We start from the raw sequence: 26,607 nt of genomic DNA, 5'->3' as shown, positions 1-26,607 counted from the left end.
GTCCGAAGCTAAGCCTTACTGTTTTGTGAGTGTTTCACTCATTTGCTTAAACCCCTCTTTTGTTGCCGTAGATATGAATGTGCAACCTGTCTGTATAATTTAAATGATGATTTTTGCATTCATTAATCAGCCATTGCTGTTTTGCCTGAAGCTTTTCCGTCGAAGTGCCTTCTGGCATTAGATATACACGTTCGGGGCTTATGGCATATCTTGCAATAAGGTCCAGAATTTCGTCAAGATCATTGGAGCTACTGACTACAAACTTGAAAACTGCTTTTGCATTGCCTGAGAAGAATTTATAAACCTCTGGTTTTTCTCTCATTTTTAGTGGGTTGTTTGAGTTTTTCAATTTTGGGGAAACATTATATTGATCTATAAGGTTGTCGAATTGTTCTGAGGGCAAAATGGTACCATTTGTTTCTGTCTCAAAGCGATACGTTGGGCCATTTTTTCTTAGCAAGTGCATTAATTCCAAAAGCTCTGATTGTTGGAGAAGAGGCTCACCACCTGTTAGGACTATATTTTTGCAATTAATTTTGCTGAGTTCTTCTGCAATTTCATCTACTGAAAGCTGTACTATATATTCTGATTTAGAATACTTCTTATAACCTGGTTCAGCATCTTTTTCATGTTTGAACGGGGTGCCTATCCAGTTCCAGGTATAGTCAGTGTCACACCATGAGCAATGTAGGTTGCAAAGAGAAGTGCGAATAAAAATACTAGGACGTCCAATATTCTTTCCTTCTCCCTGAATTGTATAAAAAATTTCTGCCTTCTTGTTGAATTTTGCCAGCTTCATTAATTAAAATTTTGCTGCAAAAATAGTTAGATTATAATGAAGTTTCTTGTTGATTATTAAAAGATACGTAAATTTCGGTCCCATCATTAAATACATTAAGATAAACAGAAGCAGATGAATAGCCTTTACCCACTGAAATTTGAAACCATTTTTAAGGAAAAATTATGGGGCGGAGATAAGATTAAGACCATCCTGAAAAAAGACTTTAGTCCTCATGAAAATTGCGGAGAAACCTGGGAGTTATCAACCGTTAATGGGAATATCTCCAGAATAGCAAATGGAGAATTTAAAGGAGGTGCTTTAGATGAGTTGCTCGAAAAATTCCCTAATGAAATTATGGGGAAGCAGGTTGTTGCCCATTTTGGGAGTGAGTTTCCTTTACTCATAAAGTTTATTGATGCTCAGCAGGACCTTTCAGTTCAGGTGCATCCTAATGATGAACTGGCGAAGAGCAGGCATAACGGAATGGGTAAAACAGAAATGTGGTATATCATGCAGGCGGATGAAGGAGCTTCACTTATTGCAGGTTTTAACCGTCCGCTTAATAAAGAGTTATACAGTGAACACTTTAACAAGGGGACATTAAATGAAATTCTGAATAGAGTGGAGGTTGAGAAAGGCGATGTTTTTTATATTCCAGCAGGTCGTATCCATACAATTGGGAAAGGCATTTTGCTGGCAGAAATACAACAAACATCGGATCTTACTTACCGAATATACGACTTTGATAGGGTAGATGCCCAAGGTAACAAGAGAGAGTTGCATGTAGAGGAGGCACTGGATGCCTTAGATTATGACTTCCATGAAAACTATAAAACACTTTATAAACCCAGTCTTAACAAACGTACTGAATTGGTTAGGTCACCATACTTTACAACCAACAAGTATATGCTGACTGAGGGAAAGAACCTAGACTATTCAAATCTAGACTCTTTTGTGATATATATATGCACTGAAGGGAGTGGTATAATGAAATATGATGGAGGAGAGCAACAAGTAGTTCAAGGTGATGTGTTTTTAATTCCTGCAGTACTTAAAAAGATCAGTATGCAGCCTGAGCAAAGCTTGGAGTTGTTGGAGGTATATATTGATCAATAGGGTATGTGTTGTTCCAATATTTTTAAAAATTAAATGACATTGTTATTGAGTTATAGATATCAATTGATTAAATTTATACTACACGACTGAGATCATTATCTCTTAGTGTAAGGAGGCTGTACAGCGATTTATGACAATGTATGTTGTTGTAAATGCTAGCCAACCCAAAGGCGAGTTTAACTCGCCTTTGGGTTTTTAGAGCCCTTCCATTTATTGAGATGCTGTCCCAAATCAAAATGTAAATTTCACATCGAAGAGTACACTTCTTTTAGCTCGGTTCATAAAGCCCTCGGCTGGACAGTGTTCGCCTGTCATAGTCTTTGGGCAGTGAAAAACCAGGCATATTCCCCATAATACCATGGATGCTTACCCATCCGTACTTTTGAATTTGAGTTTGATTCACAAGAGAAACTACACTGGGAGCGTCAGATATTTTCTGAAAGGTCTTTGATGCGCTGCTTATTTCAATGTTTAGCAGTTCTTCGAGTGTCAGGTCAAAAAGGTCTGTTGTAGTTGTGTCTACCTGAGTGTAAGCGGCTGTTGAGTTTAGTAATAGGAAAATCAACACGCCATACTTTAGTAGTTTGTAAGTACATTTCATAGCCAACGATTTCAGATCATGAGTATAAGTATTCTTATAATTGAAAACTATTCCGATGGAGACAGGTAACATTTGTGGACTTACTGCGAATCTATTATCATATTATGGTTAAGCTTGGGATATTTATCAAAGTCAGGAAAGAAACCTCTAAAGTGTTTGATGAATTTCTATTTATCTCATTATCAATATAATAAATTACTGTTGATAATGAAGGGATTGATTTTAGGACAAAAGGAGAGGGAAATAGGGGTAGGGACACCGTGCTCAAAGGTTAGTGAAGGTATCAGCACGGTGTCCGGTAAGTTTGGTTATCTACAATTTAACTGATCTGATCCGTTGCTACCTTGTAGGTAGGATCTTCATAATAGTTAACCTCTATTATGGCAGACGCATTGTTCATAAGTGTTCTGCAGTCTTCACTTAAATGTCGGAGGTGTACCTTTTTGCCATTTCTGGCATATCTTTCAGTTACCTTATTGAGAGCTTCAATAGCGCTGTGATCGACAACCTTTGATTCCTTGAAGTCAATTACTACATGTTCGGGATCGTTAGCAACATCAAACTTTTCGTTAAAGGCTGTTACGGAACCGAAAAATAATGGACCGTAAATCTCATAGTGCTTATACCCGTGTTCATCTATGCTTTTTCTAGCTCTGATGCGTTTGGCATTTTCCCATGCAAAAGCTAAGGCAGAAATTACCACTCCCAATATTACTGCAACAGCAAGATTGTGAAATACAACGGTTACTCCTGCAACCAAAACCATAACAATTACATCGGTTAATGGTACTTTTCTAAATATTCTTAAGCTGGCCCATTCAAATGTGCCGATTGACACCATTACCATAAGCCCTACTAATGCAGCCATGGGTATTTGTTCTATTAGTGGAGCTCCGAACAGTATAAATAGCAATAAAAAGATAGCGGCTACAATTCCTGAAAGCCTGAAACGACCTCCAGAGCTGACGTTGATAATACTCTGCCCAATCATTGCACAGCCACCCATACCTCCAAAAAAACCTGTTGTTATATTGGCGATACCCTGAGCTATAGCCTCTTTATTACCACGACCTCTGGTTTCTGTCATTTCATCTACAACTGCAAGTGTTAAAAGACTCTCAATTAACCCTACAAGAGCCATTATTAAAGAGTAAGGGAATATTATCTTGATAGTTTCCCAATTGATAGATACTAATGGTAGGTGAAACTTTGGTAGTCCACCAGCTATTGATGCTATATCTCCAACAGTTTTGGTAGGAATGCCTGCAAATATTACAATAGCCGAAATACTCAGTATGGCTGCCAGGGATGAGGGGAAAGCTTTGGTGATTTTGGGTAAGAAGTGAATTATTGCCATGGTCACTAAAACCAACCCTAACATGATGTAAAGAGGTTCACCTTGTAGCCAATGTTCAACACCACTTGCATCCTTAATTTTAAATTGTGCCAATTGTGATAGAAATATTACAAGGGCAAGACCATTGAGAAAGCCGTAAATTACGGGTTGAGGGACAAGTCTGATAAACTTACCCATACGCAAAATGCCGATAACGATCTGGATGATCCCCATCAATACAACCGCAGCAAATAAATATTCTACTCCATGTCTAGCCACAAGGCTGACCACAACCACGGCAATTGCTCCTGTAGCTCCGGAAATCATTCCCGGACGGCCGCCTAGAAGCGAAGTGATTAAACCAATTATAAATGCAGTGTAAAGTCCTATTAATGGGCTTACATTGGCTATAATGGAAAATGCTACCGCTTCAGGAACAAGGGCGAGTGAAACTGTGAGGCCTGATAAAATTTCGTTCTTAGGATTAAAACCTTTGTTTTTTAATTGCTGAATAAACGTCATTATAGTAGTTGAAATAAATGCTTTTCAAATCATTGTTTGATGATGAACTAGTACTTGTATAAACAGAGTAAAATATTAAACCTGAGAGGATTGAATTTAAAAATCAAGGTGGAGTGAGGCTGGAATATAAAACGCTTGTCATAAAGAAGGCGCGAATTTAATGAAAAGTGTATTATTTACAAGGGTTTAAGGCTGTATTTTTTTTGGAATAATTTTTCGCATTGTGAACTGGGATAAAGAAATAAGTTCTGTGAAAACAAATTTGATTTCCTGATGTTTTCTTTTTTTTTCATCTTTTTTACAAAAAAAAGCACATTGCCTTTGTAAATCATTTTTGAGCTTTTATATTTTCGTCCGATTTAAATTAATAAGAGGATTGATAATGAAATATAAGAAGACTGAAAATTGATGAATTGTTTGAATAATCCTTCTGTAATAATCTGATTTATAGGGTATTTATGATCTTTCAATTCTTTAAATCTTTTTTTAGTTATGTTTTATAATTGAGATTATTTCTCAAATAAATTATATTATGTTTTTAAATTATAAATTTCCAATATATACTTGCAACAGACTTGAAAATGTTATTTCGTTTGCTTTTACTGGTGTTTTGAATGTTGAACTGCGAACGATAAGCGTTGGGTTGCTTACTGGAAAGAATGAATATACTTATTTAGATTGTTGGCATGCGTGTTATAATTAGGAAAATGGATCTCTTTATGTCAGGTTTAATTCAGTCGATAAGGCTGATATTGCTCATGGCAGGAGTAATGTTTTTATTTTCGGTAAGTGCAGTAGCTCAAGAAGGCTTAAAAGGAAAGTTAAATGATTTTGCAGACCAGTCTATTACCAATAAAGTTAGTGAAAAGGAACAAGAGGAAGTTGAAAAGTTAAGTACTGAGCTGAAAACAGTGCAGGCGCAAATGGATAGTGCAATAACCGAGAAGCAGATCAGGGATTCTGTATTCAGGGCCGAGCAGGAAATAGGTGGAGTGGCAGCTGATGGAGAGGCTAAAGTGATTGATACATTAGCCTTTGAGGAGAGGTTCTTCTCTGTTAAAAAGAAAACACCTTCTAACACCAGAAAAGAAGATGATTGGAGAAAAAAATACCTGTTTACTCATACCAATGTATATAAAAAAGTTCATGAGCTGGATAGTTCAAAACAGGTGTTTGGATGGCACCCTTTCTGGATGGGTACTGCCTACAAGAGCTACAATTTCTCATTATTGTCCACAATAGCATATTTTTCTTACGAACTTGACCCTGCTACTGGTGCATATAGAACTATTCATGACTGGAAAACTACTGCACTTGTAGACTCAGCAAAAAAATATAATTGTGATGTCTTGTTGAGTGTGACCAACTTTGGTAGAGCGAATAATGCAGCTTTCCTATCTAATCAAAAAGCGCAGGCAAATTTTATTAACACTCTGATATCATTACTAAAAGAGAGAGATGCTGATGGAGTAAATATTGACTTCGAGCAAATTCCCGGTAGTTCCAGGGCTGCATTTAATAACTTCATTATTGATCTTTCTTCCAGTTTGAAAACGGCAAGAAAGGACTATAGAATTACATTAGCTATTCCGGCTCTTGATTTTGATAATGTGTACGATATACCCCAGTTGAACCAGTATATTGATACTTATGTGGTGATGGGATATGAGTTTTACGGGGCAAATAGTAAGGTGGCGGGGCCAGTGGCTCCATTAGGTAGCGGTAACATATGGTGGCAATACAACCTTGAAAGTGCAGTCAATGAGTACTTGACTTTAGGTATCCCTAAATCCAAATTGCTATTAGGCTTGCCCTACTACGGCGCAGAGTGGGAAACTTATGATTTGAGGTTTCCATCAAAGGTTAAAAGGTTTGTTCGTTATCCCATGTTCCGAGATATAAGAAAGAATCATTATAACAGTGGTTGCTGTGAAGATGATGTCAGTAAAAGTAAGTTTTACGTTTATCGGGATAGCAATAATGATTACAGGCAAATATGGTATGAAGATAGTACTTCCCTTAGTAAGAAATATGACTGGGTTATTGAAAATGACCTTGGTGGTATCGGTATATGGGCTCTTGGTTATGACAATGGCTATACTGAGCTATGGGAGTTATTAGCAACAAAATTTGCATTAAGCGATAAAGAAGCTATCGCCGTAGCGAAAAGTAGGAGTCGCTATAGTTTCAGAAGATATTTAAGTCTCGCATTTAGAGTATTAAACAACCCATATATGCTCGTGAGAAACCCCAGACCATTGTTTAGCATTTTTGGAGCTATTTTCGGATTGAGTATGGGAGGATTTTTCCTGCTGTACAGGTATGGACACAGGCTAAAGAGAGTTTTTAAACTATTAATTAAATCCGGTATTACACTTTTAATAATTTTAGGGATAGCACTGATTTTTATCGCTTTGCAGTATATGGGGCTCAAAGAGGTTTCATATCTACTTGGAGGCTTTGTAATTGGGGTTATAATATTCCTGCTATTTAGCCATAGGTTCATTTCTGAAAAGAACCTACCGTAATTAACCTGAACCTAAAAACATAAGTTTATGATAGAATCTGTTTTCATGGCCATGTCCGAAAGACTTAACAGTTATTTCGCTAATAAGTTTTCGACTGGAGATGATTTTGTGATAGTGTCCAATCTGGTTAACCAGGATGGTAGTGCTGCATTAACAGAATCGGATAAGCTTATAATTACATTGGCTAATGTTCAGCAGGAAGCAGTCAATACAAGGCCCAATTCGGTGTCTTTATTGGAGGCCCCTATTAATATTAATATTCATACGTTGATCTCAGCATACTTTGTTGAAGACAACTATCAGGATTCATTTAAGTACTTGTCTGGTATAATAAGTTTCTTTCAGGCAAACAAGGTTTTTAATCACCAAAATACACCCGGATTGGATCCAGGTATTGATAAAATAACCTTTGAAATATCTAATCTGGATATACAGTCACTTAGTCAGTTGTGGGGTATTATAGGAGGTAAGTATTTACCATCAATTTTATATAAAGTACGTATGGTGCCTATTAAGGATGATAACTTCCTTGGTGATACCGCAGTTTTCTCAGGTCTTAGCAGCAATATTTTATAATTGAATGATAGAGATACAGTTCCAATATCGTCCGTTTGCTGAGTTAAAAGTTAAGCATAATTACTATGTGAAAAACTTAAATCGTGATGTGCGTTTTGTTCCAACAACACAAAGTGCAAGGCTTGCCGAGGCAATGGGGGTTTTAATAAAGAACTCCGAAAATGGCATATCTCTTTCATATGATGTTGTCAATTCGGATGGTTTGCTACATTATTTATTAAATAACGAGGATATAGAGTTCTCTTTTATACTCACAACAACTAATAGTTCTTTTGTCAATTTTACTGATATGGCAACAGAGAGTGTGGGGACTATATTCTACTTTAACACTCTCAACGCCCGAAAAATAAAGGATGATAACTACCTGCTTCATAAAGCTGAACATGTTTCAAAAGATGATAGGTTGCCTATTAAAAAAGGGGATTTTTATTATAATATAGAATCATCTAAAGAAGCACACCTTGAACTAAAGGATGAAGAGGGTAGAACCGTTATAGACCAGAAGGTGACAGGATTATCAAAATACCTTTTCCAGATGGGCAGACTGAAACAAGGCTGTTACACCGTTTGTGAAAATGGAAAAGAGAAAATGCGTTTTGCTTATGTTACACAGAAGTTAATGAGGCAAACAGGTATAGCTATGGTTACGGTTAGTCTGAAGGGCAAGGAGAAAAAGGAACTTATAGCGACACTAGAGAAAGGAGAGGTACTTCCTTCGAAGGAATTCACATTGCATTTTGATTCGAGGTCAACCTATTGGAAGTATTTTATTGTGTCAAAATACAAGTTGCCCCTAGAGAAATCGTCCATACATTCAGAGGGGCAGGATATTCCGTTTAAAGGGCCTGATAAAGTAAAATTGCCAAACGGGGATACAGCATACCTTTTTGAAGCGAGTACGCCACTGCCGCTTATAGAGGTTCCAAAATATAATTTAAAACTAAGCAAGAGTAAAAGAGCAGGGGGGAATGGTGAGGCTTATTTAAACAGGCTACCTACGCCGACTCCAGATTCCATAAAGCCGGAATCTAGGAGTGAGTCTTCAAAAGTATATTCTGAATTAATTGTGTATATATAAAAATTGAATAATCAACTAATTTAAATTAACAACTATGGCCCAAACACTTGCAACCCCTGGGGTTTACATTGACGAGAAGAGTTCTTTTCCCAATTCGACAGCCAGCATACCAACTGCTGTCCCTGCCTTTATTGGATATACGGAGAGAACTGTAAGGGATGGTCAGTCTCTAATTAACAAACCAGTAAGGATATCTTCGCTTGCAGAATTTCATAATATATTCGGCGGTGGTTTTCAGGCTCCTTTTACTATTCAGGCAGCATCTGGTGAGGAAGCTGATTTTGAAGTTGAAGGTAAAGGCTACCAGGTAGTACCTGAAAACAATTCACGCTTCATCTTTTATGATAGCATCAGATTGTTTTTTGCCAACGGTGGTAGCACTTGCTACATTATTTCTGTAGGATCTTATTATTCTAGCGTGGCTGGTGCCCCTTCTTCAGCACCGTCTGCTGCAGATAAAAACAAAAAAGGTGATGCAACACCAGCAACACCAGCAAAAGCTGCAGAAAGAAAGGTGAATGCAATTACTAAAAAGGCCCTTCAAGGCGGTATGGATGCTTTGATCAGCCAGGAAGAGCCAACTATACTTGTAATTCCTGAGGCTGTAATGCTTGAAGAAGCTGATTGCTACGGATTGCAGCAGCAAATGCTGATGCACTGCGGACTTAAAATCAAGAACAGATTTGCAGTTATTGATGTGTACAACGGATTCCAGTCAAGAACTTATGACAAGAACGACGTTGTCACCAGATTTAGAGAAGGTGTAGGAAGCAACTTCCTTGCTTATGGTGCAGCTTATTATCCATATGTTTACACTTCTATCGTTCAAAATGATGAGTTAAGCTTCAGAAATATTTCTAACCTTGATGTTTTGGAAGATGTACTTTCAAAAGAAGCTGATAGTGGAGATAGGAAGAAAGCTGAAGAGTTAAAAGCTGAGATCAAAAGATTATCACAGTCAGGAGTTGATGCTGAGAGCCTGAACCAGACTTTATCTGCCATTAGTCCTGCATACAAAAAGATCATGCAGAAAGTTAAGAGAATACTAAACATTCTTCCTCCAAGTGCTGGTATGGCTGGTCTTTACAGTGCTGTTGATGCAACAAGAGGTGTTTGGAAAGCTCCTGCTAACGTAAGCTATGGTTCTGCTATTTCACCTGCAGTAAACCTTACGCACGACGACCAGGAAGATCTTAATGTTACTCCTTCTGGAAAATCAGTGAATGCTATCAGATCATTTATTGGTGAAGGTACTTTAGTTTGGGGTGCCAGAACATTGGATGGAAACAGTGGAGATTGGAAATTTATAAACGTTAGAAGAACAGTAAGCTTTATTGAGCAATCAATTAAGTATGCTGCTAAGCCATATGTTTATGAGTCTAACTCGGCTAATACCTGGATTCTGATCAGAAGTATGATCAATTCATTCCTGAATAATTTATGGAAACAAGGAGGTTTGGTAGGTACTACTCCTGATGCTGCTTATGAAGTACAGATCGGTTTAGGCACTACTATGACCCCTGCAGATATTCTGGATGGAATCATGAGAATAACAGTTAAAGTTGCTGTATCTCGTCCTGCAGAATTCATCGTGATTACTTTCGAGCAGAAAATGCAAGATGCTTAATTGAATCTTTAGCAGAGTAATCATCTATAAATTAACTTTTTAAAACAGTATTAACTTAAAAATATTAGAATAATGGCAGAGAATTTATGGCCAATAACCAAATTTCATTTTACAGTTGAAGGAGCAAACTTCACTACTGGTTTTCAGGAGGTTTCAGGTTTGGAAATTTCATACGATCCGATCGATTACAGATCTGGAGATGATCCTACTTACTCAATGCAGAAAATTCCTGGATTGAAGAAATTTACTTCTATCACCTTGAAAAAAGGTGTGTTTCAGGATGATGATGCATTCTATGAGTGGATAAAGGATACATTAGCAAATCCTGATAGAAGAGAGACCCTTACTATCAACCTTTTGGATGAAGAAGGTACTCCTGTGAAAACATGGACAGTAGTCAATGCATTCCCAGTGAAATACCAAGGTCCGGATCTTAACGCTACAGATAACAACGTAGCTGTAGAGACTCTTGAGCTTGCTCACGAAGGAATAGAGATGTAATACACTAAATTAAGTCCGGAGCCAAGTCACAAAATGCTTGGCTCTGGATTTTTTATTGTTGAAGTTTGAAGGGAATGAAATGTTGGTTAAATCAACATTAAAAATAAAAATTTAAATGGCTGATAATCCATTAAGTAATCTTTTAGACCAACGACCTGTTACAGGGTTGCATTTTAGGGTTAGTCTTGCTGATATGGCAGGAGCGGCCAGCATGTTGGCGGGAGGAGTAGCAGGAACCAAGTTTAGTAAAGTTTCTGGGCTGAAAGTATATGCATCAATCAATGAAGAGAGCATCTCTAAATCAGATGGTCCGGAAACGTTTATTGAAGATATTCGGTATGATGATATCATTCTGGAAAGGGGGCTGACTTCTGATCCTACTCCCTTTATGCTATGGTGTATGCAGGTTTTTTCAGAGTTTGCCAGATCCAAAGGCGCTACAAGTGGTGCGGCAGCTACTGGGTCTTTAGCAGGCAATATGAAAGGATGGAGCGGGATGACTTCAGTAGTTAAAAATCTGGTAATTACACTTATGAATGAGAAAAGTATTCCTTTGATAGCATGGGGAATAAAAGATGCGGTGCCTATATCCTGGGATGTATCTCCTCTTGATGCTATGACAAATTCATATGTTACGGAAACTATTAAGCTTAGACATAAGGGCTTCGAAATACTCCCAATACCTGGGGCAGATATGATTTGATGAAGTATGGCAATTGAAATTAAGGAGCTGATTATAAAAATTAAAGTGAATGAAGCCGCCTCTCAGAAAAGAGAGATAATTAAAGAGCGGGAGATTCAACACTTAAGTAAAAAAATTATAGATGAATGCGTTGACCGCGTTCTGGATAAACTGAACAGAATAGAGACCAGTATAGAAAGGTAGCATGGCAAAACTAGAGATAAAATCATACAAGGACGAAAAACTTGGTACTGAACTTGGTTCAATGAAATTGATGTTCAATCCATCTACATTGTCATTATCCCATAGCATAGACTATCACGACGAGCCAGCACCGAACAGATCATCTCCTGAGGCCCGCTACAAAAAGACCGAGCCTGAAATTCTGAGTTTCGAAGTATTATTTGACGGAAGTGGAATTAGTCAGGAGTCAAAAGAAACTGTTAGCGAGAAAGTTGAGACTTTCAAGGAGTTAACATATTACTATATTGGAGATACTCACCAAACTCCTTTTGTAAACATTGTTTGGGGAGATATCAATTTTAAGGGCAGGTTAAAAAGCCTCGATATAAAACATACATTATTTGACACAGAAGGTAAAGTTTTAAGATCCTCTCTTTCTGTTTCATTTACCAATACTATGGACCTTGAAACAGAGGCCAAAGAAAGCGACAGGCAATCGCCAGACCTAACCCATGTCCGTTCTGTAAAGGCAGGAGACACATTACCACTTTTGTGCAATGAGATTTATGGCGATGCCAGCATGTATTTAAAAGTAGCAAGGATTAATGGCCTGACAGATTTCAGAAATTTACAACCAGGTACAGAAGTTACTTTTCCACCAATTAAATAGTATTTATTAAATGGCCCAATCTCTATCAAAGTTAACTTCAGGGTTAGTCACCTATTCCGTTTCAATAGACGGAAAAGAGATAAAAGCATCATACGCTGTGCTCTCTATACAGGTGTTTAAGGGAGTCAACCGCATATCGGTTGCTAAACTAGAGATACTTGATGGCGGGACGACATCTGAAGATGACTTCTCGGTAAGTAATTCCAAAAGCTTTGATCCGGGAAAGGAAATAGAAATAAAAGCCGGATATGATTCCAAGGAAGAGACCTTATTCAAGGGGATAATAATTAAACATAGTCTTAGGGTCTATAAAGGAAAATCATCATTACAGGTAGAGTGTCGTGATCTTGCCGTAAGTATGACCATAGGGCGCAAGAATGCTGTCTTTTTAGACAAAAAGGATAGTGACATTATATCCGAGATTATAGGAAACTATAAGGTTGGAAAAAAGATAGAAGCGACTAAATTTCAGCATGTCGAGGTCGTACAGCATTATGTAACGGACTGGGATTTTATGCTTATCCGTGCAGATATCAATGGCTTGATCGTCATTCCGGATGATGGAACACTGAACATTCAGGTACCTGATCTGGGAGGTTCACCTGTGGTAGAGGTGAAATATGGTTCGGATATGATCAGCTTTAGTGGAGACATTGATGCGAGATCTCAGGTATCCAGTATCAATGGTGTGTCATGGGATATGGCCAATCAAAAAGTTGCAACCTCTTCATCCAACTCAGCGAAAGATGTTCAACAAAGCAATCTCAAATCTTCTGACCTGGCCAAGGTAATTGGTTTGGATAAATATACACTGCAGTCTGCCGCAAATATTCCACTTGGGGTTTTGGATGCCTGGACAGCAGCAAAACATTTGAAAAGTAGCCTTTCTAAAATAAAAGCTACAGTGAAATTTCGTGGTGTGGCTACGGTTAAGCCGGGCACCATAATTGAAATAAGTGGGCTAAGTGAGCAATTCAATGGGAAGGCGTTTGTTGGAGCGGTTGAGCATAAAATAGAGGATAGCGATTGGATAACAGAGGTTCAACTTGGATTATCTTCCGAGTGGTATGCGGAGGAAACACCGAATATAGAAGCGCCGTCTGCTGCTGGGTTATTCCCACCCGTAAAAGGGCTTCAAACAGCCATTGTTAAGCAGATACATGAAGATAAGGATGGGCAGTACAGAGTGAAGGTAGCTTTACCTACATTGGAAAAAGATAACCTTACCATATGGGCCAGGTTAACAAACTTTTACTCTACCAAAGATGCAGGGTTGTTTTTCTATCCCGAAATAGAGGATGAGGTGATTGTAGGATTTTTAAATGAGGATCCTCAGAGTGCCATTATATTAGGGTCTGTTTATAGTTCACAGAACAAACCGGTTTATACTCCGGAGGAAAACAATTTTATTAAAGGACTTGTCACAAAAGGTCAGTTGAAAATAGAGTTTGACGATGAAAACAAAATAATGACCATCATTACTCCTGCCGAGAATAAGATTGTGCTGGATGACAAAGAGGAGATGATAACGGTCATGGATAAAAACTCCAATAAGTTAGAGATGTCACCTGATGGAATTACTATAGATAGCCCTAAGGATATTGTAGTTAAAGCAGGTGGTAACATTACGATGGAGGCAAAAAGTAATATTGAAATGAAGGCTACAGGTGATGTAAAGACTGAGGGGATGAACGTAACCAGCAAAGGAAAGACAAAATTTGCCGCTGAAGGTGCCATGGCTGAGGTGAAAGGCTCAGGCCAAACGGTAATCAAAGGCGGTGTGGTAATGATAAACTAAATAAAATAAGTAATGCCACCAGCAGCGAGATTAACAGACATGCATACTTGCCCTATGGTAACAGGAACTGTACCTCATGTAGGAGGACCGATATCAGGGCCAGGAGCCCCAACTGTATTGATTGGAGGTATGCCGGCAGCAGTTGTGGGAGATATGGCTACATGTACGGGACCTCCAGATACTATTGCCAAAGGATCAGGTACCGTATTGATCGGAGGAAAGCCGGCCGCCAGGATGGGAGATACCACTGCCCATGGAGGTTCAATTGTTTTAGGGTGTATGACAGTAATCATTGGAGGTTAGGTCAACGCCTAACTTTGAAAACCAACAATATTGAATGAAACATAAAAAGACATTTTTAGGAATAGGCTGGAAATTTCCCCCAACTTTTGATAAAAAGGCGGGAAGTGTAATACTTGTTTCTGAAGAAGAGGATATCCGGGAGAGCCTAAGAATACTTTTATCAACCAAAAAAGGAGAGCGTGTAATGCTTCCTGAGTTTGGTTGCGATATGAACCATATGGTTTTTGAGTCGATTGATAATAACCTGATCAGTGAAATGAAAAGGATTATATCACAAGCGATTCTCTACTTCGAACCTCGAATAATACTTGAGGATATTATTATTGATACGAGGAGTCAGCTGGATGGAATATTGGAAATCAATCTGGTCTATACCATTCGAAAAGTGAATAAACGAAGTAATATGGTCTATCCATTCTACATTCTCGAGGGTACCGATGTGCGATATGAGGCTAAGCGTTAACGCTTCTTAATAATTAGGCAGGTAAGGAATGGTCTTAATCCATAAGAACTGTTCCGTAAGCCATTGAAAAACTAACTTACATAAATGAAAAAGGTTGATACTAAGAGCATAAGGAGCGGGACTTCACAAGAAAACAGGTTTCTCAAAGCCTTAGATTTTGACTATGTTAAAATAGATGAGCGATCTTTTGAAGATCTGTTGGTTTTTGCCTATGGATTTTCAAAGCTTATCAATTTCTATAATCCACAAGGACAAGTTGATGGAGACTGGTCAGATTTTTTAAACGATGAGACTGTCATACTAGCCACTATCATTGACTCTAGCCCTACAGAAGTAGAGATCAGGTTCAAGAATAATTTGCAGAAAGCCAACTTATTCTTGAATAAGAAGAAAAAGCTGGTTTACCTCAAAAAATGTTTTGATGAAATTTATGGTATTGCGGCTCGTTTTGAAGCTTGGCTTGAAAAACTAAAGGCTGTTGAAAACTTTACAAATGAGGAAGTGGGCATTAGAAACGAAGTTATTAATGCTATTTCATCAAAGCTAAGTGGTGCCCTACGAAAACTTAAAGGCTATGATCAACTGGCTGAAGATAAAAGTGCTCTTGGGGTGGGAATGGAGCTGGATTACGGTATATTTTCAAATGTGTGGAACCTTGAAGGGCCGATTGAAGATGAACTTGCTGTAACAGGTAAAACTACTGTTGAGAAGGTTAAGAGCATAACGGAAGTTCTTGATCAGGTGTTTCAGGAGTTTTATGAGACACTTCTTTACCTTAAGATAAAGGCTCCGGAGTATCTGTCGCAATCTTTAAAGAGTGATAAGCACTACCCGGAAGTAGCCCTGTTTCTGGCGTTTTTAAAACTTTTTAAAATCGCACAGGGTGATATTAACAACCTAAACAAGAGACACTTGGAGTTTTATTATTCTCAGGTGTTAAAGCAACAGCCGAAGCCTGCTGTATATGATAAGGCTTACTTAAAATTCAGTTTATATGACACGGCCCTTTCGGCTGAAGTAAAGAAGGGGACGGAGTTTTTGGCTGGTATGGACGAGGAAGGTAATGACATTGTGTACAAAGCCGATCATAACCTTATCGTTAACAAAACGAAAATTGAAAAACTTAATACGGTCTATATCAACAATAATCCTTTAAATATTAAAGGTGTTAGGAAAGATCTATATAGCAATATCCTGTCATCCAGGATACCGTTGGAAAAGGAGGTAAGTGAGGATGAAAGTCAGCCAAGGTTAAAGACCTATGCTACTTTCGGAGAAAATCAGGAAACTAAAGGTGAAGATGAAAAAACCATGTCTACTGCCAACATAGGTTTTGCAGTGTCATCACCTAACCTTTTACTAAGTGAAGGTGACAGAGAAATTAGTCTTACATATTATTTTACTAATGACTCTTTTGCCAGGCTTCAGCAATACATTAAAGATATTGCATATGTAAATGAGGCTGATGAAAACGAAACTTTCATAAAGATATTTATGGAAGCCTTTTGTATTGATATTTCTACGGACAAAGGATGGCACAGAGTTGAGAATTACGTGGTTAAACGGAATCAGAGCAAGGGTACATTAACTCTCAGCTTTGACATAAAGAGTTCAGGACCTGCCATTGTAAATTTTAATAAGGACTTACATGAAGGCAAGTTTGATGGTAAAGCGCCGGTTATCAGGTTTGTACTCAACAGTGATGGCTATATATACCCATTTAGCCTTTTAAAGAGCCTCGTACTTGACCGGTTGGTTATTGATACCAATGTCAAAGGGATGAAGAACTTGATGCTTCACAACAACGTTGGTGAAATTAATGCAGACAACCCCTTTTATCCTTTCGGGCCTATTCCGAGTGTTGGCTCTTACTTGTTAATCGGTAGTAATGAGGTCTTTCAAAAATCTATCAACCATTTGAAAGTAAATATAGAATGGTATGACCTTCCAAGGGGTAACACTGGATTTAAAGAGTATTATGATCATTATGGGCTTGATTTGGACAACGCTTCATTTGAGGTAGATCTTTCGGTTTTAGATGGAGGAAGATGGTTCCCTATGGAAGCTTCTGAGCGCCAGAATTTCAAGTTATTCAGAACAGTGGATAATCCTGATGGAGAGGAACCAAAGCCAGAAGGACAACTTTCTGATAAAACATTTATTGATAATGTCGATATAGACATTGTAAGTCGTACGCCGAACTATTCCAAGATCAATGAGGGCCTCACCTATAATAATATGGTGCAGAGAGGATTCATTAAACTTGAGTTGACAGGGCCGCAGTTTGCCTTTGCGCATAGTGTTTACCCGACGGTACTGTCAAAAATGGCGACGAAGAATATTAAACGCTCGTTTCTGAAGAAAAAGGATCCGGATGAGGACGAGGTGCCAAATCCAGCTTATACGCCCTTAATCAAATCATTATCTTTGGATTATGGTTCATCGTCAGTTATTTCATTCGATCGTTCCAAGAAAAATGATGAAACGAACTCGGTAGGGTGTCTTTTCCATATTCATCCTTTCGGAGAGTGTCTGACATTCCCCGATAATTCCAAACAAAGTACAGCGTTGTTGCCGGTATACGACTTTGAAGGTTCACTTATTATTGGATTCTCAGGTTTGAAACCACCACAGACAGTAACCATGCTGTTTGAAATGCATGATGAGTACACAGTATCATCAGAGGAAGATCCGCCATTAATAGAGTGGAGTTATCTCATTAACAATGAGTGGGTTATGCTTAGGCCTTCAAGAATACTCAATGACCATACGCAAGGGTTCTTAAAAACCGGCATAATCAGTATTGAGTTGCCATCCGATCTTACAAATGGCAATACGATTTTAGACCCTAAACTTTTCTGGATAAGGGCGGTTGTGTATAAAAATATTGAGGTAGCTTCCAAGTTGGTGAGTGTAACAACTCAGGTACTTACAGCTACTTTCGAAGATGTAAATAATACGGCTGTAAAAGGGAAGCACCTGGATAAACCTTTACCCGCAGGTTCGATCATCAGGTCGATGAATAATATCGTTGGTATCCAGTCTGTAGAGCAACCGTTAAAATCTTTCAACGGACTTCCCCAAGAAAAACCACAAAAGTTTTACACCAGAATATCTGAGAGACTTCGCCATAAGAAAAGGGCTATTACAGCATGGGACTATGAAAGGCTGATCTTACAGAAATTCCATGACATATATAAAGTTACCTGCCTTCCAAATATGACCAGTAACAACCTGGATTCACCGGGAAGTGTGTTGATTGTCGTAACTCCATACAATACTGATATGGCTAATCCTAATGAGCCCATGGCGAGTAGTGAATTGCTGTATAAGATCAAGTCTTATTTGCATAGTTTTGTTTCACCGTTCGTGAAGCTCGAAGTGCGTAACCCCAATTTTGAAAGGCTCAAGATTATTTGCTCAGTCAAGTTTAAAGAGGGATATAATTTTGGTTTTTATATTCAGAGATTAAATGACGAAATTAAGCGATACATTTCCAGAAGTATATTAGATGGAGATAGAAGTGTTGATCTTGGAGGTAAGATAAATACATCGGATATCCTGAGTTTCATGAGAACGCTTCCATATGTTGATTTTATCACTAAATTCTCAATGATTCAAACCGCCCGTGACTTTAGCGGAAGACATATGTTGCTGGATACAGCCAAAGAAGGAGACCCAAAGCCGTACTTGAATGCGACCAAACCGTGGTCAGTGCTGGTATCTGCAAATGTACACCAGATAACGGTATTGAATGAGAAGATGGAACAACAGTCACGTCAGGCAGGTATTAATTACCTAGAACTGGGTCAGGATTTTATTGTGGAGTAAATTATATAGTGCTTTTATAAATTAAATTATGTCTTTACAAAACAGGGATACATTAAAAGGTTTTTTCAGAAAAGGTAGAATGCCGGCTGAAAATCATTTCAATGATTTAATAGACTCCATGATCAATAAAGTTGATGATGGAATGGCTAAGTCTTCTGAGGAAGGGCTCATGTTGTCACCCATCGGGGCATCTAAAAAACTTTTAAGCTTTTATAAAAGTATAGAAGACAAAAGTCCTGCATGGAGTATGGATATAGGAGAGGGAGATGGCAATCTTAATATCAATAACCATCTTGGGGATCCCATAGTATCTATCAAAAGTGAAGGAAAGGTGGGGGTTAATAATAATGACCCTGCCTATGAGTTAGATGTGGAAGGCACTATTGGTATAAAATCTCGAATAGGTACGAGGTATCAGGGTAAGGTCCCTGCTGATGGAGAGTGGCACCCTGTACTGACCGGTATGAATGGCTGTCATGCACTTGAAATAGTTGCAGGTGTAGGTAAAAAGAAGTCTGGTAGATATGCATTAATACATGGTCAGGCATTGAGTACTTATGGTAAGTCTAAGAATAAGATCAATATAACCCAAGCATATTATGGAGTCCGTAGTAACCGTATAGAACTGAAGTGGACGGGTACTACTTATGACTTCAACTTGGAGATGAGAACCAGATCAAATTATGAAGGTAACTTTTTTGTGCGCTATTACATCTCAGACTTGTGGCTTGACCACTTTATGGATGAAGGTGTGGAGCTTGAATAGAGAGGTTGACCTGAGGAGTAAAACTTAAGCAAGCATGGAAAAGGTAAAGTTTGAAGTTACGCTTGACGAAGCAAAGAAGATATTTGAAGCACTTGGCAAACTGCCTTTTGCGGAAGTCTACGAACTGATAGGCAAGCTTAATGATCAGGCTAATGCTACTTTTAGTAGCAATGCCACTGGCAATAGAGAAAATGGGTATAATACAAAAGATCAAAATGATTTTTTGAAATAAGCAATTAACAGCCATATGGAGGAACCATTATTTATAGGTAAAGAAGAAGAGTTAAAACAAGGTGAAGACTTTGATTTTTTAAGGGCCGAAGGTATAAAGTACATTCAGGAACTTACTGGTTCATATTGGACTGACTACAATGAACATGACCCAGGTGTCACCATATTGGAACAGTTGTGCTATGCACTCACTGACTTGTCCTTTAGAACTGACTTTAAAATTGAAGACCACTTGTTTGATGATAAGAACAGGGATCATTCTTTTCTCAATCCTAATGAAATTCTGCCTTGTAACCCGCTTACTATCAATGACTACAGAAAGCTTGTTTTTGATTCTGTATTCGAAATAAGCAACGTTTGGATACAACCTATTGGACCTGTCGAAAACTCCATAAATGGCCTTTACAAGATACTTCTCGACCTTGATGAAGGAGTTAAAGATAAAAACATACGAAACAATGTGGTTGCTAAGACTAAGGAGGTTTTCTGTGATAACCGCAACATATGTGAGGATATTGAAGAGGTAAAGATACTTGAGCCTGTTTATGTGACCATTCACGCCGACGTGGAGGTCGACGGTATGCATGATATTGAGTCGATATTGGCACAGATTTTCTTCAAGGCCGATGAATATTTAAGTCCGGAAATACGATTTTATTCTTTAAAGGAATTACTTGACGAAGGACTGCAACTTGACGAAATATTCAATGGACCCCTTTTGAAGCATGGTTTCATTAAATCAGAAGAACTGTATCCAAAACCAGATAAGATACTTATCTCTGAGATTACAAAAATCATCATGCAGGTAAGTGGTGTGGTGAGTGTTAAGAACTTATATCTCAAGATAGGAGATGAGATATTCGAAAATCAGCTGAACATTGAGGAGCACCAGATTGCCAGATTAGTAACAGATTTTGAAGATAAACCTCCTAAACACCCCATTCAGTTTATGAGGGGTGTAGTTAATTACAGTTCCATGGATGGAAAAGTAGTTAAGCGAAAGCTTAACGAAATGAAATCCGCCACCAAGCGTGTCTATCGTCTTAGTGAGGGGGACATACACCTGGATAAAGGAAAGGAACTGCATATTGAAGACTACTATTCTTTGCAAAATCAGTTCCCCGTTAACTATGGAATAGGAGAGTATGGGATACCTAACTCACCTTCAACATTACGGAGAGCTCAGGCTAAGCAGTTAAAAGGCTTTTTACTAATTTTTGAACAGATAATTGCTAATTACCTGTCGCAGTTAGCTCATGCTAAGGATTTGTTTTCGGTAAGGAAGAATGTAGAACATACCTATTTTTACCAACCTCTTGATAATGTGCCTGATGTTGAGCCTTTATACAAAGATGAGACGGGAGTGGTGGATGACCCATTACTTAAAGAATACAATCTACCTGCTAATTACAAAAAAGGGTTAGGCGAACTGGTTCAGTTAAATGATAACTTTATTGACCGCAGAAACAGGTTTCTGGATTATCTGTTAGCGGTACATGGAGAGTCTTTCTCACAGTATTCCTACTCCCAGTTTAATCATTATTTTGATGATAAGGAATTTGAGTTGCACTTGATCCAAAGTAAGGTAAGGCTACTTAAATCTTTGGATACCTTGAATAAGAACAGGGCAAGAGCATTTAATTATAGAAAAAAGAGTATTGACACTGCTAACATTACGGGGATGGAAGCCAGGATAGCCATCCTTATGGGACTGGGGGTTAGTGGGGCTAATGATGTGAATGAGTATCATGCCCATTCACTGCTAAATCACTATTCAGAAAGAGGTTTACAATTAAAGTCGGAAAATAGTAATAAATCGGAAATCAAGTCATGGACTTCTAAGGGAAGTCTTAAATCAGCGAAAATTGAAACTGACTATGTGACTAGATATTTTGATTATGTAGATGAAGAGGAGATTAACCTTAGTGATTATGAGGAGGGGTATAAGCAGGGGCTTATTAAAGAAACGCTTCCTTTCAAAAGTAAAACCATGCTTACTGATTTCCTTAGGGAAGGAATGGATCTGATCAATTTTAGAATTGGAAAAGGTAAGGACTCCGGTGAATATCATGTGGTATTCAACAAGCCATCTACAGAGGAGTGGTTAGTTATAGCATCATCAAAAACCTATGAGGATGCCCTAGTAAGTGTGCTTGAGCTGGTTAACACACTGAAAAAGTTAAATATGCAAAGTGAAGGGTTACATATGGTAGAGCATACCTTGTTGCGCCCTGAAGTCATAGATAAGAGGTTTGGCATCTACCTGCTGGATGCTGAACGTAAAAGCTTCTTCAGAAGTACCGGTTTATATACCTTTAAAGATCGTGAAAAGGCAATTGAGGCACTGCGACCTGAAATCAAAAAATATGAAAACTACTCCGTTGAACGGAGGGAGGATGGTGATTTTGAGGTGCATTTTAAGACTAGCGATGGCAAGATACATCTCGTCAGTCTAGCATTCCGCGCTTCTGTTGAAAAGACGCATGAGAAGATGGAGATGTTGTACAGACATCTTTCAGATACTGATGATATCGTACCCTTTGAGCACAAAATTGGCCTCTATGTACAATATGCTGAAGGAAGCATCCGTATACCTGAAGAGTTCTATTCTTTTAGGGTTAGTGTTGTGTTCCCTTCCTGGACAAATAGATTTAGCGATGACGAGTTTCGGTCCATTATAGAGGATACGGTAAACATGCACTCTCCGGCAAATGTGGCTTCATCAATTTTCTGGTTTGATCCCGAAGATATGGAGACCTTTGAAAAGCTTTATTATAGCTGGATGGAAGAAAAAATGAATGAGAATGGTACTAAGGGAGATGGTAAATTTAGAGCCGGACTTTCTGAATATCTATTCAAGCTTTATGGAATAGAAAGCTAAACAGTAATGGGCAGAGGTTATAGTTGGGATAACCTTCTGGTTTTTTAGCTATGGCCGATAATCTTCATACCATACAAAAACAGTCTTTTGAAGTTGATTTTCCATCGGAAAAAAAGGCCTATGAATTTCAGGAGAGGTTTAGCACACTGGTCAAAGAGCAGGTTTCTAGAACAATTGAAGCCGTTTTTGATAAGGTAAACCCAAAAAATGCTGTTTTAAGAATATCAAGGCTCGAGATAGACTTGGGAACAGTTGATCTCGATAACCTTGAAAAAGATATTGTCTTTCGACTGGAGAGAGAACTTTTAAAAGCTCTTGAGAAAAAATCCTCAATTATCAGGGAATACCCTGTTAAGGGAGAGGACGAATTGATATCAACTCAGAGATCACTACTTGAGGTCTTTATTTTCTATTTGCAAAGTGGAACGCTTCCATGGTGGGGAAGATACATCAGGGAACATGGTGTTCGAATAGAACAGGTATTTGAACTTTTGATTCAAACTGACCCTTTGAATTCTGTCAGAGAGATTATACAAGAGCTGCAGATAAAGTCAGTTAGAAATCGATTTATCAAACAATTTAAAGATGAACTTTTACTTGGTTTTTTGGAAATAGTATATCCCTCTAAAAAATCCTTGCTGAAAGATTCATTTGATACCGTATCATCTGTTTTCAACAGTATAAAGGAGCGGTCTACTCAGGTTAGTCGTGTCCCCTTCCGAGAAATCTTTTGGCAATTTATCATAGAGACTTATGTTGCGATACCTCCGGGTATGACTGTTGACATGAGTGAAAGGTCTTTTAATGAAAAGCTTGTTGCTTTTTTTATTGACCATAATCAGATTAATCAAAGTGAGTTACGCACTGCTATTTTTGCTATTTCACTAAGTACTCAGGTCAAGGATACTGTTTTGGTAAAAGTACTAAAGCAATCTTTGAGAAGAGTAGAACCCGCCAGACCAGAGAGAGAAAAGGTGGAGGAGTTAGATGGTCAGGATGTAAAGGAGTGGATAAGTAAATGGTATGAAAAGGTTTCAAAGGAGCAATTTATTGCATTTTTACAGAGAGCTCTTATGTCGGAGGGCAAGTTTGTAGCCAAGTTCATCGATGATGCGATTAAGCTCTTTAAAAAGCAGCAATTGGTCCAGTCTGATACTAGATTGTTGAAGGCTCTTTATGGTTTCGTGGTGGATTTCATTTATGTTGAAAAAAGGGGAAGAACAGAATCATTTGAAAGAGGCGAATTTTTATCATTTACAGCTGGTAAGATTGCTGATTACTTGAAGGTAGAACCTATACAAGCTGTTAAGGTACTTAGCGAAGAATACGAAGATGTAGAAGAAAAGCCAGTAAAAAGAACTTATACTCAGCATGAGGTTGTCCGATTCTTTTTACTGTTTGGAGCCTTACCCTCATCTACCACAATCAGAACACTTGAAGAGCTAACAGGCATTATTACACAGATGGAAGCATCGGCTCTAAGGGATATAGTTATCCATTTAGACCCAATGATTTTGCCTCTGATAGTCAGGCGTATCCGATATCAGTTTGAAGATAGTGTAGCACAAAAGGTATTTGATGCAGTGCCTGAGCTTAGGATAGCCGAAATAGTTGATGAAAGTTTTAAATTACCTCTGGAGGCAACCTTGGCCAGGCTTAGTGAAGAGCCTGGGCTATATAAGCAGCTATTACAGTTAATCGAAGGTGAGGGGGGACGCACTTTCCCGGAGGAGATACAACAGGTGTTAACAGAGGCGGTTGATGAAGCAGCGGTTCTTGATTTTATCATTAAAGGAAAATCGCCAGTTTCAGTTAGCAAGAAGGATTCAACACCTGCTGCTATTGGGCTAGATGTGCAAACGAGAAACAAGCTGATAGCTGGCATATATAAGTTATTAGAGGAGAAACCCAATGAATTGTTCGATGTTCTTAAAGAAGCTGTAGAGAAGGAAGAAATTCTTTCGTTATGGGTCAAACATTTACCGGATGACCTGTTGCTTAGAATCGCTCAAGTAATTGTACCAGTTGATATTGAAGAGCGTGTAAAGTGGGTAGATCTATATATAGCCAGAGAAATTAAAGATAAATCATATAGGGTTACGCAGCCAGAACTTCGCCAATTGGAGTGGAAGCATATTCTAACTTCTTCAACTGACGAAGTAAGGCGTTTGGTTTTTCAGCAGGGTGATGAGACTGAAAAAGGGGACGCTATGAGAATCGAAGCAGATGAGGATAGCATAAAAGGAACTGAGAAATCGTCCGGTAAGGAACTTTTCTCTGAGAGCGACGGAGTGGAGTCAGAGCAGATGGGGCAAAAAGTAAAAGATGAGAAAAAGGAAGTTGCGGAAGAGGCAGAGAGGAAAAGGAAGGAAAGAGAGCGTACAGAAAGTGAAAGGAAGAAAAACGAGCAAGTAGAAAGGGAAAAGAAGGAAAAGGAGCATGTAGAAAATGATAGGATGGAAAAGGAGCGTGTAGAAAGGGAGAAGGAGGAAGAAAGAAGAATGGAGAGGGAAAAGAAGGAAAAGGAGAGGATAGAGAAGGAAAAGCAAGAGCGGCTGGAAAGGAGGTTAGGAAGGGAACCTATTTATATTAATAATGCCGGACTTGTGTTGCTACATCCTTTTCTGTCCAGGCTGTTTGGTATGCTTGAACTTTTGGAAAATAAGAAATTTAAGGATGACGCTGCAGCTAAGAAAGCTGTTCATATATTGCAGTATATTGCTTATAAAGATGATAAGAGCCAAGAGTTTGAACTTGCATTGAACAAGGTGCTTTGTGGACTTGACATCTTTGAGCCATTGGATAATACATATGAGCTAGATGATAAAGAAAAGGAACTATGTGAAAGTCTTGTTAATGGAGTGATCCAAAACTGGTCAACCTTGGGCAAAACTTCTTCTGATAACTTTCGTGTGTCTTTTCTGCATCGAGAAGGGAGACTGGAGAAGGATATGAATGGTAGTTGGCAATTGCATGTTGAGCAAAAAGCCTGGGATGTATTAATGGATACATTGCCATGGTCAATTAGTATGGTTATACTGCCTTGGATGGAAAAGACGCTTTCCGTTGAATGGAGGTGATCTTTTTCGTTAAAACTATGGTGGAATTACTGTATGTTCTGTTTAAATTTACCTATTAATTAATAAAAATGGATTTTAATCTGATTAAATTGATTCCTATGTCTACTAAGAAGGTGTTATTTCTCATTGCTTTTTCGGTAAGCGTATTTTCGGCATATGGGAGTTATGCTCAAACTGTTGAGGAAGCAGTTAAGAAAACAGTTAATGATACCGCAAAAACTGCCATTGAAGAGGTTGAAAGTGAGGTTAAAGATGAGGTAAAAAACAAAAAGGAGAAAAGGAAAGAGGGAAGGAAAAAGAAGGACAAGAATGGAGCGGTTGAGTCAGAAAAGGATATTGTAAAGTCTCCGGAGAGTTCTGCTAAATCAGAGCCTGTTGTGGAGCAGAGTAATAGTGAAACTCTGGCTGAAGAAAAAAACAATAATGAGACACCTGTTAATGTAGACAGAACTCAAGCCTATCTTGAAGAGTTTAAAAAGCTTGATGTAAGTTACATAGGAAGTACGCAGAACTGTGTAGGCTACAATGTTTATGCAATTAAATACAGGAGAACCTGGTTTTTGGCCACTAATGTTAATGAATCCCCCGCTTTATCTGTATTTGTAGAGAGGCCACCAAGAACAGAGGAGGTGTTTCCTGCAGCTTCACCCTTCTTAGTAGAAGGTTTGAAGGGAATCTTAGTTAACCAATATGCTAAAAAGAAACATAGACGGAAAAAAGTAAAGGATTTACAGTTATATGGTTTTTATAAACTTAAAAGGCCAGGAAAGCAAGCAGCAAAAGGCTTATTACTGATTGAATACCCAAAAGAACTAAATAAGGAACCTGAGTTCTTCCTCTTTAAAATGTTTTATGACATGTTTAATAAGAAAAAGGAAGAATTAAAACCAGACCCTAATATTCAAAAGCAGTTCGAGGATAAGTTAAAGGTACCGATGGATAAAGCGAAGGAAGAGATCAGTACGGTAGCGAAATAGCCTGAAAACAAAAGAGGCCGTCTCAAAAGTCATTTTGGGACGGTTTTCTTTTTCAACAGATTTAGATGTTTTTAGA

General features: G+C 38.3%; 21 protein-coding genes. 18 read left to right on the top strand and 3 right to left on the bottom strand.

Annotated elements, in window-relative coordinates; genetic code table 11:
* Window positions 1–46 precede the first annotated feature (46 nt).
* Window positions 47–799, bottom strand: coding sequence for a 7-carboxy-7-deazaguanine synthase QueE (locus JMN32_RS05930; protein ID WP_202855385.1), 753 nt, complete (start codon window positions 797–799; stop codon window positions 47–49).
* Between the two features lie 114 nt (window positions 800–913).
* Here JMN32_RS05930 and JMN32_RS05925 point away from each other — a divergent pair, with 114 nt between their 5' ends.
* Entirely contained in the window at window positions 914–1,897 is a 984-nt protein-coding gene (locus JMN32_RS05925) for a type I phosphomannose isomerase catalytic subunit (RefSeq protein ID WP_202855384.1), read from the top strand.
* A 268-nt stretch (window positions 1,898–2,165) separates the two neighbouring features.
* On the opposite strand, the gene JMN32_RS05920 is transcribed toward JMN32_RS05925, so the two are convergent.
* The gene (locus JMN32_RS05920; RefSeq protein ID WP_202855383.1) at window positions 2,166–2,498 is read right to left on the bottom strand and encodes a hypothetical protein; all 333 of its coding nucleotides are present in this window, start codon (window positions 2,496–2,498) and stop codon (window positions 2,166–2,168) included.
* A 319-nt stretch (window positions 2,499–2,817) separates the two neighbouring features.
* Window positions 2,818–4,356 carry a SulP family inorganic anion transporter gene (locus tag JMN32_RS05915; RefSeq protein WP_202855382.1) on the bottom strand — a complete coding sequence of 513 codons (1,539 nt, stop codon included), beginning with the start codon at window positions 4,354–4,356 and terminating at the stop codon, window positions 2,818–2,820.
* A gap of 719 nt (window positions 4,357–5,075) precedes the next feature.
* On the opposite strand from JMN32_RS05915, the gene JMN32_RS05910 reads away from it, so the two are divergent.
* The 17 genes from JMN32_RS05910 (at window position 5,076) to JMN32_RS05830 (ending at window position 26,531) form a co-directional block, all read left to right on the top strand.
* The gene (locus tag JMN32_RS05910; RefSeq protein ID WP_202855381.1) at window positions 5,076–6,884 is read left to right on the top strand and encodes a glycosyl hydrolase family 18 protein; all 1,809 of its coding nucleotides are present in this window, start codon (window positions 5,076–5,078) and stop codon (window positions 6,882–6,884) included.
* A gap of 27 nt (window positions 6,885–6,911) precedes the next feature.
* Window positions 6,912–7,460 (top strand): DUF4255 domain-containing protein, encoded by a 549-nt coding sequence (locus JMN32_RS05905; RefSeq protein WP_202855380.1) that lies wholly within the window; start codon window positions 6,912–6,914, stop codon window positions 7,458–7,460.
* Between the two features lie 4 nt (window positions 7,461–7,464).
* A complete protein-coding gene (locus tag JMN32_RS05900) occupies window positions 7,465–8,538 on the top strand; it encodes a hypothetical protein (RefSeq protein WP_202855379.1) in 1,074 nt (357 codons plus the stop codon).
* A gap of 34 nt (window positions 8,539–8,572) precedes the next feature.
* Window positions 8,573–10,165 carry a phage tail sheath family protein gene (locus JMN32_RS05895; protein WP_202855378.1) on the top strand — a complete coding sequence of 531 codons (1,593 nt, stop codon included), beginning with the start codon at window positions 8,573–8,575 and terminating at the stop codon, window positions 10,163–10,165.
* Between the two features lie 72 nt (window positions 10,166–10,237).
* Window positions 10,238–10,666 (top strand): phage tail protein, encoded by a 429-nt coding sequence (locus tag JMN32_RS05890; RefSeq protein WP_155174698.1) that lies wholly within the window; start codon window positions 10,238–10,240, stop codon window positions 10,664–10,666.
* A 115-nt stretch (window positions 10,667–10,781) separates the two neighbouring features.
* Entirely contained in the window at window positions 10,782–11,369 is a 588-nt protein-coding gene (locus tag JMN32_RS05885; protein ID WP_202855377.1) for a phage tail protein, read from the top strand.
* Window positions 11,370–11,375: 6 nt separating this feature from the next.
* On the top strand, window positions 11,376–11,552 hold the full coding sequence (locus JMN32_RS05880) for a DUF5908 family protein (RefSeq protein WP_202855376.1): 177 nt from the start codon (window positions 11,376–11,378) through the stop codon (window positions 11,550–11,552).
* Window position 11,553: 1 nt separating this feature from the next.
* Window positions 11,554–12,201, top strand: coding sequence for a CIS tube protein (locus tag JMN32_RS05875; RefSeq protein ID WP_202855375.1), 648 nt, complete (start codon window positions 11,554–11,556; stop codon window positions 12,199–12,201).
* A 10-nt stretch (window positions 12,202–12,211) separates the two neighbouring features.
* Complete coding sequence (vgrG, locus tag JMN32_RS05870) at window positions 12,212–13,999, top strand: type VI secretion system tip protein VgrG (protein ID WP_202855374.1); 1,788 nt, start codon at window positions 12,212–12,214, stop codon at window positions 13,997–13,999.
* Window positions 14,000–14,011: 12 nt separating this feature from the next.
* Window positions 14,012–14,302 carry a PAAR domain-containing protein gene (locus tag JMN32_RS05865; protein ID WP_202855373.1) on the top strand — a complete coding sequence of 97 codons (291 nt, stop codon included), beginning with the start codon at window positions 14,012–14,014 and terminating at the stop codon, window positions 14,300–14,302.
* A gap of 34 nt (window positions 14,303–14,336) precedes the next feature.
* The gene (locus tag JMN32_RS05860; RefSeq protein WP_202855372.1) at window positions 14,337–14,765 is read left to right on the top strand and encodes a GPW/gp25 family protein; all 429 of its coding nucleotides are present in this window, start codon (window positions 14,337–14,339) and stop codon (window positions 14,763–14,765) included.
* 84 nt (window positions 14,766–14,849) lie between these two features.
* Window positions 14,850–18,596 carry a baseplate J/gp47 family protein gene (locus JMN32_RS05855; protein ID WP_202855371.1) on the top strand — a complete coding sequence of 1,249 codons (3,747 nt, stop codon included), beginning with the start codon at window positions 14,850–14,852 and terminating at the stop codon, window positions 18,594–18,596.
* Window positions 18,597–18,624: 28 nt separating this feature from the next.
* Window positions 18,625–19,362 carry a hypothetical protein gene (locus JMN32_RS05850; RefSeq protein ID WP_202855370.1) on the top strand — a complete coding sequence of 246 codons (738 nt, stop codon included), beginning with the start codon at window positions 18,625–18,627 and terminating at the stop codon, window positions 19,360–19,362.
* 34 nt (window positions 19,363–19,396) lie between these two features.
* A complete protein-coding gene (locus JMN32_RS05845; RefSeq protein ID WP_202855369.1) occupies window positions 19,397–19,594 on the top strand; it encodes a hypothetical protein in 198 nt (65 codons plus the stop codon).
* A 15-nt stretch (window positions 19,595–19,609) separates the two neighbouring features.
* Entirely contained in the window at window positions 19,610–22,474 is a 2,865-nt protein-coding gene (locus JMN32_RS05840) for a hypothetical protein (protein WP_202855368.1), read from the top strand.
* A gap of 50 nt (window positions 22,475–22,524) precedes the next feature.
* Window positions 22,525–25,554 carry a contractile injection system tape measure protein gene (locus JMN32_RS05835; protein ID WP_202855367.1) on the top strand — a complete coding sequence of 1,010 codons (3,030 nt, stop codon included), beginning with the start codon at window positions 22,525–22,527 and terminating at the stop codon, window positions 25,552–25,554.
* Between the two features lie 98 nt (window positions 25,555–25,652).
* Window positions 25,653–26,531, top strand: coding sequence for a hypothetical protein (locus tag JMN32_RS05830; RefSeq protein WP_202855366.1), 879 nt, complete (start codon window positions 25,653–25,655; stop codon window positions 26,529–26,531).
* Window positions 26,532–26,607 lie beyond the last annotated feature (76 nt).

It is taken from the genome of Fulvivirga marina, from assembly GCF_016775155.1.
In the GTDB taxonomy this organism is placed as follows: Bacteria; Bacteroidota; Bacteroidia; order Cytophagales; family Cyclobacteriaceae; genus Fulvivirga; species Fulvivirga marina.
The sequence above is the reverse complement of the archived record's forward strand: the minus strand, read 5'-3'. Positions and strand labels throughout refer to the sequence as shown.

What these genes read in the sequence shown, in the direction of transcription:
- JMN32_RS05925 (WP_202855384.1), top strand. Translation starts at nt 914, where the DNA reads ATGAATAGCCTTTACCCACTGAAATTTGAAACCATTTTTAAGGAAAAA.
- JMN32_RS05905 (WP_202855380.1), top strand. Translation starts at nt 6,912, where the DNA reads ATGATAGAATCTGTTTTCATGGCCATGTCCGAAAGACTTAACAGTTAT.
- JMN32_RS05855 (WP_202855371.1), top strand. Translation starts at nt 14,850, where the DNA reads ATGAAAAAGGTTGATACTAAGAGCATAAGGAGCGGGACTTCACAAGAA.
- JMN32_RS05920 (WP_202855383.1), bottom strand. Translation starts at nt 2,498, where the DNA reads ATGAAATGTACTTACAAACTACTAAAGTATGGCGTGTTGATTTTCCTA.
- JMN32_RS05860 (WP_202855372.1), top strand. Translation starts at nt 14,337, where the DNA reads ATGAAACATAAAAAGACATTTTTAGGAATAGGCTGGAAATTTCCCCCA.
- JMN32_RS05830 (WP_202855366.1), top strand. Translation starts at nt 25,653, where the DNA reads ATGTCTACTAAGAAGGTGTTATTTCTCATTGCTTTTTCGGTAAGCGTA.
- vgrG (WP_202855374.1), top strand. Translation starts at nt 12,212, where the DNA reads ATGGCCCAATCTCTATCAAAGTTAACTTCAGGGTTAGTCACCTATTCC.
- JMN32_RS05835 (WP_202855367.1), top strand. Translation starts at nt 22,525, where the DNA reads ATGGCCGATAATCTTCATACCATACAAAAACAGTCTTTTGAAGTTGAT.
- JMN32_RS05930 (WP_202855385.1), bottom strand. Translation starts at nt 799, where the DNA reads ATGAAGCTGGCAAAATTCAACAAGAAGGCAGAAATTTTTTATACAATT.
- JMN32_RS05895 (WP_202855378.1), top strand. Translation starts at nt 8,573, where the DNA reads ATGGCCCAAACACTTGCAACCCCTGGGGTTTACATTGACGAGAAGAGT.
- JMN32_RS05845 (WP_202855369.1), top strand. Translation starts at nt 19,397, where the DNA reads ATGGAAAAGGTAAAGTTTGAAGTTACGCTTGACGAAGCAAAGAAGATA.
- JMN32_RS05865 (WP_202855373.1), top strand. Translation starts at nt 14,012, where the DNA reads ATGCCACCAGCAGCGAGATTAACAGACATGCATACTTGCCCTATGGTA.
- JMN32_RS05880 (WP_202855376.1), top strand. Translation starts at nt 11,376, where the DNA reads ATGGCAATTGAAATTAAGGAGCTGATTATAAAAATTAAAGTGAATGAA.
- JMN32_RS05900 (WP_202855379.1), top strand. Translation starts at nt 7,465, where the DNA reads ATGATAGAGATACAGTTCCAATATCGTCCGTTTGCTGAGTTAAAAGTT.
- JMN32_RS05890 (WP_155174698.1), top strand. Translation starts at nt 10,238, where the DNA reads ATGGCAGAGAATTTATGGCCAATAACCAAATTTCATTTTACAGTTGAA.
- JMN32_RS05910 (WP_202855381.1), top strand. Translation starts at nt 5,076, where the DNA reads ATGTCAGGTTTAATTCAGTCGATAAGGCTGATATTGCTCATGGCAGGA.
- JMN32_RS05850 (WP_202855370.1), top strand. Translation starts at nt 18,625, where the DNA reads ATGTCTTTACAAAACAGGGATACATTAAAAGGTTTTTTCAGAAAAGGT.
- JMN32_RS05840 (WP_202855368.1), top strand. Translation starts at nt 19,610, where the DNA reads ATGGAGGAACCATTATTTATAGGTAAAGAAGAAGAGTTAAAACAAGGT.
- JMN32_RS05875 (WP_202855375.1), top strand. Translation starts at nt 11,554, where the DNA reads ATGGCAAAACTAGAGATAAAATCATACAAGGACGAAAAACTTGGTACT.
- JMN32_RS05885 (WP_202855377.1), top strand. Translation starts at nt 10,782, where the DNA reads ATGGCTGATAATCCATTAAGTAATCTTTTAGACCAACGACCTGTTACA.
- JMN32_RS05915 (WP_202855382.1), bottom strand. Translation starts at nt 4,356, where the DNA reads ATGACGTTTATTCAGCAATTAAAAAACAAAGGTTTTAATCCTAAGAAC.